At 64.9% G+C, this 16,199-nt stretch carries 14 protein-coding genes; 12 read left to right on the top strand and 2 right to left on the bottom strand.

Annotated features, from left to right (window positions below; all coding sequences use genetic code 11):
- Positions 1–10: 10 nt before the first annotated feature.
- On the bottom strand, positions 11–460 hold the full coding sequence (locus V5E97_RS21000) for a hypothetical protein (RefSeq protein ID WP_406693483.1): 450 nt from the start codon (positions 458–460) through the stop codon (positions 11–13).
- 509 nt (positions 461–969) lie between these two features.
- Here V5E97_RS21000 and V5E97_RS20995 point away from each other — a divergent pair.
- From V5E97_RS20995 to V5E97_RS20950, 10 genes are all read left to right on the top strand, one after another.
- Positions 970–2,139, top strand: coding sequence for a glycosyltransferase family 2 protein (locus V5E97_RS20995; RefSeq protein ID WP_406693482.1), 1,170 nt, complete (start codon positions 970–972; stop codon positions 2,137–2,139).
- Positions 2,124–3,260, top strand: coding sequence for a DUF362 domain-containing protein (locus V5E97_RS20990; protein WP_406693481.1), 1,137 nt, complete (start codon positions 2,124–2,126; stop codon positions 3,258–3,260). The genes V5E97_RS20995 and V5E97_RS20990 overlap by 16 nt, the downstream gene beginning before the upstream one ends.
- Positions 3,257–4,210, top strand: coding sequence for a glycosyltransferase family 2 protein (locus V5E97_RS20985; RefSeq protein ID WP_406693480.1), 954 nt, complete (start codon positions 3,257–3,259; stop codon positions 4,208–4,210). Before V5E97_RS20990 ends, V5E97_RS20985 begins: the two co-directional genes overlap by 4 nt.
- A 36-nt stretch (positions 4,211–4,246) precedes the next feature.
- A complete protein-coding gene (locus V5E97_RS20980; protein ID WP_406693479.1) occupies positions 4,247–5,347 on the top strand; it encodes a Gfo/Idh/MocA family protein in 1,101 nt (366 codons plus the stop codon).
- Positions 5,344–6,117 carry a polysaccharide deacetylase family protein gene (locus V5E97_RS20975; protein ID WP_406693478.1) on the top strand — a complete coding sequence of 258 codons (774 nt, stop codon included), beginning with the start codon at positions 5,344–5,346 and terminating at the stop codon, positions 6,115–6,117. Before V5E97_RS20980 ends, V5E97_RS20975 begins: the two co-directional genes overlap by 4 nt.
- A gap of 77 nt (positions 6,118–6,194) precedes the next feature.
- A complete protein-coding gene (locus V5E97_RS20970) occupies positions 6,195–7,202 on the top strand; it encodes a methyltransferase domain-containing protein (RefSeq protein WP_406693477.1) in 1,008 nt (335 codons plus the stop codon).
- Entirely contained in the window at positions 7,199–8,515 is a 1,317-nt protein-coding gene (locus tag V5E97_RS20965; RefSeq protein ID WP_406693476.1) for an oligosaccharide flippase family protein, read from the top strand. The genes V5E97_RS20970 and V5E97_RS20965 overlap by 4 nt, the downstream gene beginning before the upstream one ends.
- The gene (locus tag V5E97_RS20960; protein WP_406693475.1) at positions 8,512–9,300 is read left to right on the top strand and encodes a class I SAM-dependent methyltransferase; all 789 of its coding nucleotides are present in this window, start codon (positions 8,512–8,514) and stop codon (positions 9,298–9,300) included. Before V5E97_RS20965 ends, V5E97_RS20960 begins: the two co-directional genes overlap by 4 nt.
- Before the next feature lie 185 nt (positions 9,301–9,485).
- Positions 9,486–10,760: a glycosyltransferase family 4 protein gene (locus V5E97_RS20955; RefSeq protein ID WP_406693474.1), complete on the top strand. Its 1,275-nt coding sequence runs from the start codon at positions 9,486–9,488 to the stop codon at positions 10,758–10,760.
- 147 nt (positions 10,761–10,907) lie between these two features.
- The gene (locus V5E97_RS20950) at positions 10,908–12,224 is read left to right on the top strand and encodes a glycosyltransferase family 4 protein (RefSeq protein WP_406693473.1); all 1,317 of its coding nucleotides are present in this window, start codon (positions 10,908–10,910) and stop codon (positions 12,222–12,224) included.
- A gap of 87 nt (positions 12,225–12,311) precedes the next feature.
- On the opposite strand, the gene V5E97_RS20945 is transcribed toward V5E97_RS20950, so the two are convergent.
- Positions 12,312–13,421: a glycosyltransferase family 4 protein gene (locus V5E97_RS20945; protein ID WP_406693472.1), complete on the bottom strand. Its 1,110-nt coding sequence runs from the start codon at positions 13,419–13,421 to the stop codon at positions 12,312–12,314.
- A 399-nt stretch (positions 13,422–13,820) separates the two neighbouring features.
- Here V5E97_RS20945 and V5E97_RS20940 point away from each other — a divergent pair, with 399 nt between their 5' ends.
- Positions 13,821–15,197: a DEAD/DEAH box helicase gene (locus tag V5E97_RS20940; RefSeq protein ID WP_406693470.1), complete on the top strand. Its 1,377-nt coding sequence runs from the start codon at positions 13,821–13,823 to the stop codon at positions 15,195–15,197.
- A gap of 445 nt (positions 15,198–15,642) precedes the next feature.
- Entirely contained in the window at positions 15,643–16,104 is a 462-nt protein-coding gene (locus tag V5E97_RS20935; protein WP_406693468.1) for a hypothetical protein, read from the top strand.
- The last annotated feature ends 95 nt before the right edge of the window (positions 16,105–16,199 follow it).

Below are 16,199 nucleotides of genomic sequence, written 5' to 3'. Positions count from 1 at the left end.
GCTGGTATCGCTATCGCCCGAGGCGGATGACGATGTGCTGACCGTCTTGCAGGAGCAGGTTGCCGAACAGTTTGCTTGGCCGTCCGTCGACCGCCATCGTGATCTTCTCACCGCGGCCGGCGGCATGGCCGAGGATCGTTTTTTTGCTGAACGGCTGACCCCAGATCGTGAAGAAGTCGCGGAGCTTGAACGGCATCTGCTGGGGCGATTCGACGTGGATCGTACCGTCGGGAGAGTGCGTGTGGATCGGCAATGCGCCGGTGGGCACGATACCGATATTGGCGGGGATCGTCTGCTCCTGACCCTTGATGACAATCGACAGGTGGGGATGGATATGCTCGGCAAGTGGGGCATTCGCGGCGATCGGGGTGAGTAGGAAAGAACGGGAGACCTTGCTCGCACTGAGCAAGGTTCGACCTTCCAGGCAATCGAATTGCGGACTGTGCCGGACCGTGCTCATCTCGTTCCTCTCGTCTCGGTGGGGGGATTGATCAATCAGGGATCGGCTATCGCTGGGCCGCGCTTTGGCCGGAGTGGTGGATCCCCAACGGCCGGGCCGACCCGGTCGGAATGAATTCGGCCCGTATGAATCCCTGTGGAAGGGCGCTCGGGCGAGTGGCCGGTCATGGCTTCAGGAAATCAGGGCGCTGGTTCATCCCGCTCTGATCATCGATCGGCTGATGAGGACTCGCATCTCGCGTCGAAGACTTGTTTTCAATGATTAAAGTCGTTGTGTGTAATTGCCGAGAGGCTTGCGTTGACAGGTCCGGCCGTTCCGGCTAAAGTTCCGCCGCACGTCGCGACTTGCTGCGACGGGACGGTTGCGAAGACGAAACACCCTACGACTTGGCTTCAGAGAAGACTTTCGCTCCGCCTCGATTGACGGCGGTCTGGGCACGTGCTCGGGCGATCCCAAGGACGGGGACGCATTCCGGCACGGGTCCGAATTTTGACGGGCGAGGGTGGATCATGGACGATGTCCCCGCCGGTCCGGCGTACCCGGAGCCGCGGAGGCCGCCGCTTTCGGTCGTGATCCCCGTACACAACGGAGGTCTCGACTTCGAGCGCTGCCTCCGGCGGCTTCGTGAATCGGACCAAGCTGAGTTTGAATTAATCGTCGTCGATGACGGTTCCACCGACAATTCCGCCACCCTGGCTGAATCGTATGGTGCCCTTGTTGTTCGCCACGAAACCGCGCTGGGCCCCGCGGCCGCAAGGAACCTCGGAGCGCACACGGCCACAGCTTCGATCATTTTCTTCCTCGACGCAGACGTCGCCGTTCATCGGCAGACCCTGTCTCGGGCCGTACGCCGATTCGAGGCCGACCCGGGTCTGGTCGCACTCTTCGGCTCGTATGATGATGCGCCAACGCATCCGGGACTGATCAGTCAGTTTCGCAATCTCCTCCACCACTTCGTGCACCAGCAAGGTGAGTTCGTCGCCGAGGCCAGGCCCGCGCGAACGTTCTGGACCGGCTGCGGCGCGATCCGGCGCCAGGCCTTTCTCGACCTCGGCGGTTTCGATCCGCACCTGTACCGACGGCCCGCCATCGAAGACATCGAATTCGGCTATCGCCTGACTCGCGCGGGGTGCCGGGTCATTCTGGCCCGCGATGTTCAGGCCACGCACCTGAAGCGATGGTCGCTCGGCTCCGTCATCAAGACCGATATCTTTCAGCGCGGCGTTCCTTGGATGCTGCTGATGAAGCGGTCAGGGATCGTCGAGACCGACCTCAACGTCAAGAACGACCAGAAACTCTGCGTCGCGGCGGCCGGCCTGATGAGCCTGGCGCTTCTGGTTGCACCCTGGCGTCCGGAAATGCTCGCCATCGTCGTGGCCTGCTTGGCTCTGATCGTGTTCATGAATCGGCATTTTTACCGGTTCCTGAGCCGCCGACGGGGTTGGCTCTTTGCAAGCGCCTCGCTCTCACTCCATTACTTGTACTACTGTTGCTGTGGGATTTCTGTCGTTATTGCTCTGACACTTTGGCATCTTTCGATCCGGCGATCGGCCGCGTCCGCACCGCAGCTCAACCCGAACTCCGGTGTCCGCCGCGACTTTGTCACTGGAACAGGGACAACGGCCACGCGCCCCAGCAAGAAACGGACAAGGAGGCCTCCGCGATGGACAAACCGGTGAAAGTGGCCGTCGTCCGGAGCGATAACCGCCGCGGGGCCGCTGCGCAGGCGCTCGCGCTGATCGCCGATGACCTTCGCGCGTGCGTTACTCCCGAGGTGCTGGTCAAACCGAACCTCGTCAGTCATCGCGATCAACTTCCTTCGACTCATGCCGATATTCTCTCGGCCACGCTCGACGCCCTGTTTGCGTCGGGAGCGCGTCACGCCACCGTGGCCGAGGGAGCGAGTGACGCGACGGCCGGATTCGCCCGGTTCGGATATCATCGCGAAACCTTCGGCCGTCCCGTCGACTTCCTCGACCTCAATCGCGATGAGAATGAGTGGGAGCCGATCGAACTGACCGGCGTCGACGGCAGCACGCGAGTCGCTCGGCTCTCACGCACGATTGACGCGTCGACCTGCCGCGTTTCGCTCGCCTTGGCGAAAACTCACGTCACGGCGATGGTCACCTTCAGCCTCAAGAATATGCTTTCCAGCATTCACCTCGCCGACCGGATCATGATGCATGGTCATGCCGCGGGGGGGAACGGATATCGCGGCTGGAAACGGCTGGTCATCGACTTCCTCAAACAGGACAACCTCGTCGTCAACCGGCTGACCCGACTGATGGGCCGTGTCAAGAACACGCGGACCGTCCTCCGAGGTCTGGCCGGACGTAACTCGTTCGAGGCGCTGTCGGCGGCCGATCTCGCTTACCTCCATTCGGTCGAGGCGATGAACCGGAACCTCGTCGCGCTGGCCAAGCGGGTCAAACCCCACGTCAGTGTGGTTGATGCGTTCACGGCCATGCATCGCGAAGGACCGAAGCACGGCACCCCGGTCCGGCTCGGGACCGTGATCGCGGGGACCGACGCCGTCGCGGTCGACGCCGTTGCGGCCGCCGTCATGGGCTTCGACCCGCTCCGGATCGGCTACCTTCATTACGCACAGGCGGCGGGTCTGGGCGTTGCCGACCTGTCGGCAATCCAGGTCGTCGGCGACCCGATCGATCAGGTCAAGCGGGCGCTCGTCCCGCATTCGAACCACGCTGTCCAGCGCTACTGGGATCGGCTTCCGGCCACGGTCTATCGAGGGCCGCACAGCAGCAGGGCCCATTGCCCCGGGAAGGTCGTCTCGTCATGAACCGAGTCGACGCTCCGGGGCCTCAACCGGCTCTAACCCACCCGACCTGGCAAGCGGGATCGCCCACGGTCACCGTGGTGGTCGCCTCGATCGACGCAAGCGACACGATCACCGCGAGCCTGACTCGGTTCCTTGAAGAAGTGGGTATGCAAGGTGAGCTGATCCTTGTTGATGCCTCCGGCGACGGGACGGCCGATCAGGCCAAGGCCTTGTTTCCGGGTCTCCGAATCCTTAGAAGGCCGCCCGGCACGCTGGCTCCCGAACTTTGGCGTGACGGCCTCAACGCGTCCGAAACGCCTCTGGTGGCGTTCTCGACCGCGCAGATGATTCCGGCTCGCGGCTGGCTCGAGTCCTTGCGGGGACGCCTCGAATCGACCGGGGCCGCGGCCGTCGGGGGGCCGATCGATCCCGCGTCTCGGCTCTCGCCGGCCGATCGGGCCGTCTACCTCTTACGCTATGTGAACTACCTCAGGCCACTTCCCAAGGTCGAGCAGGTCGAGCCCCCCGGCGATAACGCACTCTATCGCCGCGCGTCGCTCGAAGGGCTGGAAGCCCTCTGGGAGGCTGGGTTCTGGGAGGTCGAGATCCACCGCCGATTGCGCGAGCGAGGGGCGTCGCTGGCGATGGCCAGTGATGCCTCGGTCGAGTTCCAGGGGGGAGGGGGCCTCGGTTTGGCCCTGCGTCAGCGCCGGGACCACGCCAGGCACTACGGTGCGGCTCGGGGAGGGCGGATGACGCGAGCCGAGCGGTTGATGCGTTCGGTCGTTGCGCCGCTGGTCCCCGCGATCTTGATCCGGCGGATTACCGCGGCTTTGGCCAAGCGCGGTCGAGGGATTGGACCCTGGCTAACAGCCTTACCTTCCTTGTCGCTCTTACTGGCGGCGTGGTCGGCGGGCGAGACAACCGGAACGTGGTTGGGACCCCCCGCGCGAGGGCGGACGGTCGCATGACGAACGACTGAAGGCGTCTACTCAGAGGAGGCGGGCATGGAAGCCAACGGGCTCGGAGTGGGATTCCTGGTGGTAGGGGCGGGATTCCTCGGAACGCAACGGGCGGCCGCGATCATGGCGGCGCGAGGCTGCCGGCTCGTCGCGGTGCATGACGCCAACCCTGAAGTCGCCAAGGTCGTGGGCCGTCAGCATGGGGTCCGAGTCGTCGCCGACTATGCCTCCGCGCTTTCGTGGGACGAAGTCGACGCCGTCGTGATCGCCACCCCGCATGCCGACCATTTTGAGCAGGCAGGCATGGCCCTGGAGGCGGGGAAGGGGGTTCTCTGCGAGAAGCCGCTCACCGTTCGACCGGAAGCCGCTCGCCAGTTGGCCCTCCGTGCCGATGAGCTTCAACTTCGCCTGGCCACGGGTCTGAATCATCGCTTTTATCCGCCGATCCGCGACGCTCTGGCCCTGGTCAGTGACTGGGCGATCGGCCGGGTCGAGCATGTTGAGGCCGAGATCGGCCACATGGCCTCCCCCGACTTTCTCCGGAGCTGGCACACCGATGTCTCCCGAGCGGGGGGAGGCACCCTGATGGACAACGGTCCGCATGCCTGCGACCTGGTCCGCCGCTTCCTCGGCGAAGTGGTCGCCGCGGGAGGAAACACAAGCAATAACCTGGGGTTGCCAGAGGGGTGCGAGTCAGAGGCGACCGCCTGGTTCCGCAACCACGACCGAGGGACTGCGGAGGTCCGCTCCTCCTGGGCCCTTCCCAAAGGCTACCTGACAATCGACATCCGAGGGACGGAGGGCCACCTGCACGTTGAGACGGCCCCCTGGAAGCTGACGGGCGTGCTTGAAACCGGCCGGCGAATCACCAAGCGGTACCTGGCGGAACGGGTCTCCGAACGGCGGTTTCGCGGCCTCTTCGGCTGCGAGCGGTCGCTCGTTCGCGAGATGGAAGCTTTCGTCGCCCGGCCGGGGGGATCGCAGCCTCGATTGGGAGCGACCGGTTGGGACGGCTGCCGCGTGACCGAGATGATCGACGCGGTCTATCGCTCGAGCGAGTTGGGTCAAGAGATTCCGCTCGAGGAAAGGCTGGTACAGATTCCCGCCGGCGAACGCATTGGCGTGGTTCAGGAGCCTTGGGGATGAGGGCCGGCGGCTTGCCGATCCTGACCTACCACGCGTTTGATACGACGGGGAGCGTCACCGCGACCGACCCCGTCTGGTTCGCCGACACGCTCTCGGCTCTCACCAACGCGGGTTTCCAGGCGGTGGATCTCGCCTCCTGGATCGCCCGGGGCCGTCCCTCCGTTGAGCGTGGGTTCGCCTTGACGATCGACGATGGTCTCCGCTCGATTTTTGAGGTGGCCGACGTGGTGGCGCGATACCGGGTCAGCGCGACGATTTTTCTCGCCACCGACCGGGTCGGTTCCGACAACGGCTGGCCGGGCCAGCCCGCGAAGGTGCCTCGAGGGCGGATACTCTCCTGGTCGGAGCTCGCATCGTTGGAGTCGCTCGGGTTCCGATTTGCTGCCCACGGACGCACGCACGTACCGCTCGACCGTTGCGATGACACGCAACTCGACGAGGAATTGCGTGGGTCGCGCGATGCGATCGAACAACGTCTCGGTCGAGCCTGCTCGCTGTTCGCTTATCCCTATGGTCGCTCGAACACGAAGGTTCGCCTGGCGGTTCGGCGTCACTACGCCGCGGCTTTCGGTACCCGGCTCGACACGGCGAACGCCAGGCAGGATCTCCATCAGATCTCGCGGATCGACGCCTATTACCTCCGCTCGAGTCACGCTCTCGACCGCTTGACCACGGGCAAGCTTGAAGGCTGGCTGCGCGTGCGGCGAACTTTACGTGAAGGTCGAGCGGCCATGACTCATCCGCTCTCCTGGAGACTTGCTCGGGCCTGAGTCTCCTGCGCTTAGCGAGTCGGAACCGAACTCCTCGCTCGGAGTTCGCGGAAATCAAAAGGGAATCTTGAAGCTTGATGGATCATCAACTTTTCGTCGAACAAGGGACGACGCTGGCATGCCCGGCTTGCCGAGGGATGCTGCTCGACCGTACCGAGGGGCCAGCTTGCACCGGCTGCGGGCGATCGTTTCCCTTGGTCGCGGGGCTGGTCGATCTCCGGCTGAAGTCCGACCGCTATCTCAACCTCAACGCCGAGCGGGCGAAGGCCGAGCGTCTGCACGCGCTGGAGCCCGAGACGGACTTGCAGGGCTTGGCCGAGGCGTATTACGCGATCACCGATGACGTGCTCGACGCGCGTCGAGGTCGGTTCCTGCGGCACATCGCCGGGGCCGAGGCGCGTGGTGAAGCCCTCGCCGCTCGCTTGCCGCGTGAGGGTTCCATCCTTGAAGTCGGCTGCGGAACCGGGGGCCTGCTCGTGCCTGCCTTGCGGTCGGGGCGGTCGATCGAAGGGGTGGATATCGCGTCGCGTTGGCTGGTGGTAGCGCGGAGGCGACTGACCGACCGCGGGCTGACGGGAACCCTCGTCGCGGCGTCGGCCGAGCGGCTTCCCTGGTCCGACAACCAGTTCGATGCGGTGGTTGCCGACAGCCTCATCGAGCATCTCGACGACCCCGAGCAAGCGTTGCGGGAGTGGGTCCGCGTGCTCCGTCCGGGGGGCCGACTGATCGTCTGGTCTCCCAATCGCTTCACCATGACGACCGACCCTCACGTTGGGCTCTGGGGCCTGGGCTGGCTGCCGAGAAATTGGGTCCCCGCCTACTTGCGGCTGAGGAGACGCGACGTCTGGCCGCCACGAACGCTCTCGGGCAACGAGGCGGGACAACTCGCGCTGGCAGCCGGTTTCAAGCGGGTTGAGGTCGACGCGCCGGGCGTGTCGGAAAGCTGGGCTCGTTCGCTTCCACGGCTCCAGCGGTGCGGGGTCCGTTGCTATTCCGCCGCGCGAACGTTCGGCCTGACACGGGGCTTGCTTCGCGCCATCGGTCCGCTCTGGGAGCTGAATGCGACCAAAGGGGAGGCGGCATGACCACGACGGCCCGCCTCACGAGCGCTGCCGATCGTGTCGGCCCGAAAGCCCGGAAGCCGGCGTTCCGGCGTCCGAAAGGACTGCGCTGGGTGCTCGTCGCGGAGTTGCTGGCGAACTTGATCGGGTTCGCGGTGATGGTTCACCTGGCGCGTCGCTTGGGTCCCGCCAGCTTTGCCCGATTGGAGTATGCCGCGGCCGTCGCGGCCTGGCTCCTCGTGTTGGTCCGTGGCGGGGTGGACGTCATCGTCTATCGCGAAGCCGCGCGGCGACCTTCGTTGATTCGACCACTGACTGATGTTCTCATTGGTTTGCGCGGCCTGGCCGCATTGACGGGTTATACGTTGGTCTTGGGCCTGGCGTTTCTGGCCGGTCCCGAGCGTGGGCCGGTCGTGGTGGTCGCCGGCCTGATCCTGTTCCCTTCGGCCTTGGTCACCGATGTCGGCCTTCGCGTCTCCGGGCGCTTCGGTTGGATCGCCCTGGCGCAAGTTGTGCGTTCATTGGCCTATGTGGGCCTCGCGGTCAGCCTCGTCCGCAACCCGAGCGATGTACTGCGAGCCGCGTGGAGCCTGGTGTTCGCCGAAGTCGTGGGAACGATCGTTCCGTTGGTCTGGCATTCTTGCCATCTTGGCTGGCCTCGCGTCCGGTTCCGAAAGCGGGCCTGGCTCGTTGTGGCTCGCCGCGGGGCGATCGCGGGGGTGATCCGGTTCGGCCGTGTCAGCCTCTATGGAGCCGACCTGCTTGTGCTGGGCTGGTGGGCCAGCGCGGAACTCGGCTCTTACGCGGCGGCGCGGCGAATCGTGTTCGGGTTCGTGGCCTTGGGCCTCGTCCTCCCGGCCTCGCTCGCGCCCGCCATCGCGCGGCAATGGGCTTGCGGGGCCAATCTCGCCCGCGGCTTGATCGAGGATTCGCTGGTTCGGATCTGGGTTCTCAGCCTTCCCGCGGTGCTGGTTCTGATGGTGATGGCGGAACGCTGGATGCCGCTCTTGTTTGGCGAACACTATCGCGGGGGCGGCCCTTGGCTCGTCTTGATCGCGGCGCGGCTCCCTTGGCTGTTGACGGCGAGCTTCATCCAGGCGTCTCTGATCGCCTGCCGACGTGAGTCGTGGGTCTTCGACCAGACGGTTGGTCTCGTGTTGCTCGCCCTGGTCCTGGTCCCCGCCGCGGCAGCCCTGGCGGGTCCTTGGGGAGTGGGGTGGGCCTTGCTTGCCCTCGAAATCGTCGCGGCGGTCGGTGGATTGCGGATGCTCGCCAAACTCGGCCTGTCCCCCCGTTGGTATCTCTGGCGGCATCGCTTGCAGGGGCTCTTGCCATGACAACGACTTTGACAATCGAACAGCCCGCTTACTTTGACCGGCTGGCCGAAGTCGAAGCCGAGCACTGGTGGTCGCTGGGAATGTGGCGGCTCGGGGCCCACTGGCTGGACGCCGCGCTCCGTGGTCGCCGGGACTTGGCCGCGCTCGACGTCGGCTGTGGCACCGGGCAGACGGCGCTCCGGCTCGCATGCCGGCCCGAGATCGGTTCCGTGGTCGGGCTCGACCCCAGCGCCGAGGCCCTCGCCCATGCCAGGCGACGGCACGCTTTCCCCTTGGTCCGAGGGAGCGCCCTCGACTTGCCATTCGGAAATTCAAAGTTCGATGTCATTACTTGCTTTGATGTTCTTCAGCATCTTCCTCAAGACGGTGACCGTCGCGCGGCGGAGGAACTGCGCCGGGTACTCGAACCAGGCGGAGTGGTTCTCATACGCTCGAACGCCCAGGGGTGGACCTCGGCATCCCCTGCGATCGAGGGGGGATACCGGCTTGGCGACCTGATCAAGGTTTTCGAACGCTCCGGGTTCACGGTCAGGAGGGCGACTCATGCCAACTGCCTCCCAGCCTTGGTTCAGGAACTGCGGGGTCGCCTGGTCCGGGCCGGCCGAAGTGGTCCGAGCAGTCATCCCTCGGGGGGTGGCCTGAAAATCCGGTTGCCACACCCGTGGGTGAATCGGGTGATGGCGGGGGTCGCCGCCGCCGAGGCGGTGGTCGCGGGGCGCCTGACCGCGCGGCTTCCGTTTGGCCATAGCACGATGCTGCTGGTGTCACGCAATGACGACCAGTGAAACGTTCTCGGGGAAGGAATTTGAGCCGAGTCACGAGCGAATCTGGGGCACCTGGCAGTGGGTTCATCAAGGGCAGGAGTCTGCCGGCTTCGCCGCCTGAATGAGGCGTTGAAGTGAGTGGGGTCGAGGGTCGCCGACGCGGCCTTCGAGGGATGGGCCGCCCAGCCGAAGAGGAGGTCTTCGCCATGCGAATTGGAATCGATGGAAGCTGCCTGGCGAACCGACGTGGGTTTGGTCGCTTCGCCCGTCAGGTCCTGGATGCGCTGGCGGAGATGCCAAACCCGCATGAGTTCGTCGTGTTCATCGACCGACCCTCGGCGGCGACTGTCTCTGTCCCCGATCGTTTCGAGACGGTGCTGGTAGATGTGGGGGAGGCCCCGACGAGCGCGGCCTCCGCGACCGGGCGGCGTCGGGTCCGCGACATGCTCTCGATGGGCAAGGCGGTCGCGGGCGCGGGCATCGACCTGATCTATTTCCCGGCGACTTACACGTTCTTCCCGGTCTGGAACGTGAAGCATGTCGTGGTCACGATGCACGATACCCTGGCGCTGGCGCATCCTGACCTTGTCTTCCCGACGTGGCAAGGGCGGCTCTCCTGGATGCTCAAGGAGCATGCCGCGGCTTGCTGGGCGGATCGGATCGTCACCGTTTCGGAGTCGGCCCGCCGCGACCTGATTGCCTGGTTCCGCCTGCCCGCGGAGAAGATCTGCGTGGTGAGTGAGGGACCGGGCGAGGAATTTCGCCCTCGACCCCGAGGGCCGGAATCGGACGCCGTTCTGGCCCGCTACGGGCTTGCGCCGGGGACCCGGTACGTACTCTATGTCGGGGGGTTGAGCCCTCATAAGAACTTATCACGACTGATCGAGGCATTCTCGGGTGCCGCTCCTTCGGACGTGCAGTTGGTTCTGGTCGGCGACACCGGCGACGTTTTTCACACGCACGTCCCCGAGCTTCGGGCGGCGGTCGAGCGCTTCGGACTGGTCGGCCGCGTCCACTTCACCGGGTTCGTTCCCGACGATGACCTGGCCTACCTCTACAGCCGGGCCTACGTCCTGGCTCAACCCTCGTTGATGGAAGGGTTCGGCTTGCCCCCGGTCGAGGCCATGGCCTGTGGAACCCCGGTGATCTCGAGCACGGCGGGCTCGCTTCCCGAAGTGGTCGGCGACGCCGGAATCTTTTTTGACCCGACCGAGGTGGCCGCGATCGCGGGCGCAGTGCGGCGGATCTTCGAGGACCCTGTCGGCCGTGACGAACTGGCGAGTACGGCCTTTCGACGGGCGTCCCAGTTCACCTGGGCGAACTCGGCTCGGGCCTTGCTCGCGGCGTTCGGAGAATTCGACCCGGGATGGGACCCACGGCAGACCGAATCGATGCTTAACCTGAGCCAACGATCGACGCGAGGCGTTCGCCGGGAACCGCGGGCGCTGGTCGAGGCGAAGCTGCCGGTTTCCGAGCACTGACGACGACGACGGCGGGATGCGAGCGTTCGTATCCAGGCCTGAGCCAGCAAGTGACATTTTGAGGATGGATCGGTCCCCCCCCCTTGGAAACCAGGCCCTTGTAGGGACCGAGGCCCCGGTTTCTTGAGACGTTCAGAGGAAGCCGCCATGAAATTCTGCATGCTCACGACCTTTTTCGGCAGCCACAGCTTTGGAGGCGACGCCGCCTTCGTCGATCGGCTGTCGCGGGCCCTGGCGCGGCAGGGGCACGAGGTCCATGTGATCCACTGTCGCGACGCATTCGAGGCGTCGCGCGGCGACCAGACCCCTCGCCCGTACTCGCCCCCTCCAGGCGTCTTGATCCACTCGCTCGAGAGCAAGGCCGGCGTCCTGTCCCCCCTTGCCACTCACCAGACGGGTCGCCCGCTGTTCAAGGCCCGTGCGATCGGCCGCCTCTTGCGCGAGATTCGCCCGGACGTGGTCCACTATCACAACCTCTCCCTGATCGGTGGGCCCGGGCTGCTCCAGATCCCCGCCCCGGGCGCGATCAAATTCATGACGGCTCATGAACACTGGCTCGTCTGCCCGCTGCACGTCCTCTGGAAGCACGACCAGAGCGTCTGCGAGCGGAGCGAGTGCGTCCGTTGCTGCGTCAAGTCGATGCGTCCGCCTCAGCTCTGGCGTATGACTCCGCTGCTGGACCGGTCGTTGCGTCATCTCGACGCCCTCATCTGCCCCAGCCTTTCGACCCGTCGTGAACACGCCCGGCGCGGGATCGTCGCGCGGATGACGCACCTGCCTTATTTTTTGCCCCACGACTATACGGGATTGCCGTCGGCGCCCACGCCTGCGCACCCGCGACCGTACGTGGCCGCGGCCGGCCGACTCGAAAAGATCAAAGGGTTTCAGGACGTGATCGAGGCGATGCGACGCCTGCCTGGGTTGGACCTTCGGATCGCCGGATCGGGCCAATACGAGGCCGAGCTCAAGGAGCAGGCACGCGGCCTCGACAACGTGATCTTCGAGGGCCGGCTCGATGCCGCCAACGTGGCGGCCTTATTTCGGGGGGCACGCGCCGTCGCGGTTCCCTCCTTGGTTTATGAGACCTTCGGCTACGTCGTGCTCGAGGCGTTCGCAGAGCGGGCTCCGGTCGTCGTGCGCAACCTCGGTGCCCTTCCCGAACTCGTGGCTGAGAGCGGCGGCGGGCTCGTCTTCGACTCTCCCGATGGTCTCGTTGACGCCCTGGGCAAACTCGCGAGTGACGATGAACTGAGACGGACCCTCGGCGAGAATGGGCATCGGTCGCGGCACGGGATCTGGTCCGAGTCCGAACATATCGACCGCTATTTCGCCCTGATCGAGGAGCACCAGCACCGCCATCGTCAACGCCAACGAACCGACTCCCCAGTTTCGCCGGCCGTGGCCGCCTTCAGGCGACAGGAGCCGGTTTTTCTCCCCGAAGACGCTCTCGAGCCTGTTCGATGAAGCGGAACGCGTTCGGAGCAAGCGCTGTGGACTGGTGGGAATGAAGTCGAAGCGGATGGGCCGTGCGCACCCCGCGAAAACCCATTCTCAGGCCTGCAACGATGAGGATGTCGCGGCCTTGATGAGTTCGGTTTTGACCTCATGCGCGAACCGAGCTCGACTGAATTGCGCGACGTGAGCAAAGCCCCTGGCAATACACTTCTGCCGTTCCTCCGCGTTGGTGGCGAGAATCCGCAAGGCGACGGCCATGGCTGGGGCGTCGGTCGAGTCGAGATACCAGGGAGCATTCCCGCCTGCTTCGATCAGGGCACTGTTGCGCAGGGTCACGACCGGGCAGCCGCTGGCGAGCGCTTCGACGACGGGCAGGCCGAACCCTTCGTAGTCGGAGGGGTAGAGCAGGGCGATGGCTCCGGCCAGGAGGCCGCGGAGGATCGGTTCCGAGACATGCCCCGCGCGGATTGTGCCGTCGGCCGGGCCCGGCAATTCGCCCGGGTCGTCGGGACCGACGAACACGAGCCGGTCGCCTGGGTGAGCGAGTCGGTGGCTGGCGAAAGCTTTGAGGATTGCGGGGACATTGCGTCGTCGGGACCGTTTGCCAACAAAGAGAAAATAGGGAGAAGACTCCACGCCTACATGTCGGCGCGCCTCGATCACCTCAGGAGCGTTGAGGGGCAGGGGGCGGAACTCGGGTTCAGGACCGGGATAGGTCACCCTGATCCTTCCCAACGGAACGCCGTGGACTCGGGCCACGTCATTGGCGGTCGCCTGCGAGGGGACGAGGATCCGGCTGGCCCGGTGCGCGGCCAGGCGGTATCGCCAGCCGAACCGCCAGCGAACGAGCCGGGAGAAGCTCTCGGGAACGACCCAGGGGAGGGTGTCGTAGATGACCAGCACCGTCCGACCCCGCCAGGGCAACGGAACAAGGTTGGCGGGAGCGAACAGCAAGTCGTCGGGGCGGAGCTCACGCGCGAGTCCGAAACATTCCCAGGCGAGACCCGACCAGCGCTCACCGACCACCTTGGTGCTGAGGCCGTCGATCTGGGGCACTCGTTGCCGCCCCCTCGGGTCGCGAAGGACGACCAAAGTCTCTGCCAGGGGAAGGCCGGTCAGGGCCCACTCGGCGAGCAGACTTTCGAGGCAACGGCCCACCCCCGTCCGCTCCTCCGTGAGCCGCTGGCCATCGATCACCAGACGCATCGTGTTGGGCTCCTAGGGTTTGGGCATTCTCCCCTCTGAATTGTCCAGTTTTCCTCGCGATCCGCCAGTCGAACCTGGCGGGCTGTTCAGTTGCGAGTTCTTTTGGGGAATCCGCGCGGTTTGCGAATTTGCGGTTCGCCTCTTTGGCGGAGCATGCTACAATCCTTCGGTTGGAAAAATAACGAAGGTACACCCCACCGGCTTGAGGCCGAGATCCTACCTCGCGAGCCATCTGCCCGTTGGTCTCTTTGCGCTGTCTCATCTTTTCGCGTCCGGTTTGTTGCCGGAGCGGACTTCTTGGCGCGACAAGGCCGACAACTACGCAAGCCGCGTCCGAGAACGGATAACCGTTAGGGTTGTCCCGTCCGCGCCACAAGTCGGGGTGAGAAGGAGTTAAGTTTGCAGAAGACGACGATCGGGACCTCGACGACTGAAACGACCGAGGGGTTCCCCGCGCTGGGTGTTAGCGAGATGAGTTTGAGGGCCTTGGATCGCGCTGGCTTCAAGGAGCCGAGCCCGATTCAGCAAGCGATGATCGCTCAGGCGATCGCAGGCCGAGATTGCCTGGGCAATGCTCCCACGGGCACGGGCAAGACGGCCGCGTTCCTGGTGCCGATCTTGGAAAAGATCGACGAGAATGACCGACGCGTGCAGGCTCTGATCCTGGCGCCGACGCGTGAGCTGGTCATTCAGATCAGCCGTGAGTTCGAGAAGCTTTCCTACGGCCGGCGAGTTCGCGGTGTGGCCGTGGTTGGCGGTGAGCCGATCCTTCGCCAGCAGCGAATGCTGGGCGCGGGTTGCCAGGTGGTTGTGGCCACCCCCGGACGTTTGATGGACCTGATGGCCCGTCACGCGATCCGGCTCGACAAGGTGAATGTCGTCGTTCTCGACGAGGCCGATCAGATGCTCGACATCGGGTTTCGGCCCGCCGTTGAGACGATTCTGAAGTCGGTGCCGAAGACCCGGCAGACCTTGCTGCTTTCGGCGACCATGCCTCCTGAAGTTCGCGAACTGGCGCAGACCTACCTGGTCAACCCGGTCGACGTCCGGCTCATCCGTGAAGATGAGGACGCGACGATCCCGGCGATCCGCCAGTCGTACCTGATGGTGGCCGCCGAACGAAAGTTCGAGCTGCTCATCAAACTACTTCGCCGTGAGGCGGCGCCGCGGGCGATCGTGTTCTGTCGGACCAAACGCGGAGCCGATCGGGTGGGCATGTTGCTCCGCTCCGAGGGGCTGCTCGCCGACACGATGCACGGCAACCTCAGCCAGGCTCAGCGCAACCGGGTCCTTCAGGGTTTCCGATCGGGCCGGCTGACGATCCTGGTCGCGACCGACGTTGTCGGCCGTGGTATCGACGTCCGCGGGGTCTCGCACGTCATCAACTTCGACCTGCCCGAAGATCCGACCCACTACGTTCACCGGATCGGCCGAACGGGCCGGATGGGGAGCGATGGTGTGGCCTTCTCCTTGGTGCTGCCCGACCAGGGCAAGCTGCTCGATCAGATCGAGCGCTGCATCTCGCGTGAGTTGGAGGCCGACCAGGTCGAGGGAGTTCCGGCTCCGCCCCGACCTTACTTCCGCCCCCAGCCCCGCCAAGGTGGCTTCCGGCGCGGCCCTGGCCCTCGCCACAACAATGGCAATGGCAACGGTAACGGACATGGGAACGGCAATGGAAGCGGCAATGGCCGGTTCCCGCGCCGCGCCGTCTCGTCGGCTCCGGGTGGTGTCCGCCGTCGCCGCGATCGCGAGCCCCAGGGCGCAGGCCGCGGCTGAGCTTGAGCGGATCGCGATTTAAAGAGATCAAGAGAAACCCGGACACGAGAGCGAAGGCTCTCGTGTCCGGGTTCTTTTTATAGGTAAGGGCGCTGGGTTTTCATCCCGCCGCAGACGATCAGCCGAGCCGCGCAGGCTTCCTTTCGCGGGTAACGGGGCGATCCGCCCATAGTCCGCTAATAATTTCGGGGCACCTACGAAGACAAGTGTAGCAGTCCCAATTCCCAAGAGCACGACTGGCGGAGGATCTGGTATGGGAGCGGGCCTGATCCAAGACCAGGCCGCCATATCCCTCGGCCGGCCGGCCGTCAGGAACGGTGCGTGGGCGACTCAGCCAGGCGCGAGAGCGATTGCGATTTGCCTGTCGCGCCGTGGGTTTGTGTTGCCTGCGGGGGAGGGCGGGGGACTCCGTCCGCCATCGGTTTCCTCGTGAAAGGAACGGCTGATGATCCTTCAGGCGATCGCCCGGCGGTCCTGCTCTGGGGTCTTGAGGAACAAGATCTTCGGCCACATCTGTGGTTGGACTTTCGGCGGGGCCATGCTCTGCTGGGTGGCCTCGCAGTCAGGGCCTCGGGACGGAACCGCAGTCGTCCATGTGACCGAGCCCGATGTCGTTGTGAGTGTCGGCGGACAGACGTTCCACGTTGGCGAAAGCCTGCATAGACCGCTCGTCTGCGACCTCCCCACCGGAGAGCACCGGCTTACAATGACTCGTGGCGCAACGGTGCTCTACGCCGAAACCTTCTCCATTACAGGAGGAGAAGAAGTCGTTCTTTCCACCTGGTCGCCCCCCTCCGAGGGGGCGAGCCAGATCGCGAACCTGCCCGTAATTGATCCACGAAGACCATTTCAAAATCAGAGCGGAGCCCCGCCGAGGGAATCCGCCTCACGCTTCCCCTGCCCGTAATTTGCTCGTAGGCCACGGTAATTGGAATGCGTCGTCCCGACTGCGGAACCGGCCGCCACTTTGAAGCGGGAAATAACCCGCTGATCAAAAACGTG

It is taken from the genome of Singulisphaera photorubra (genome assembly GCF_045290345.1).
GTDB lineage: Bacteria > Planctomycetota > Planctomycetia > Isosphaerales > Isosphaeraceae > Singulisphaera.
Note: the sequence above shows the minus strand (reverse complement) of the source record. Positions and strands in the feature narration are given on the sequence as shown.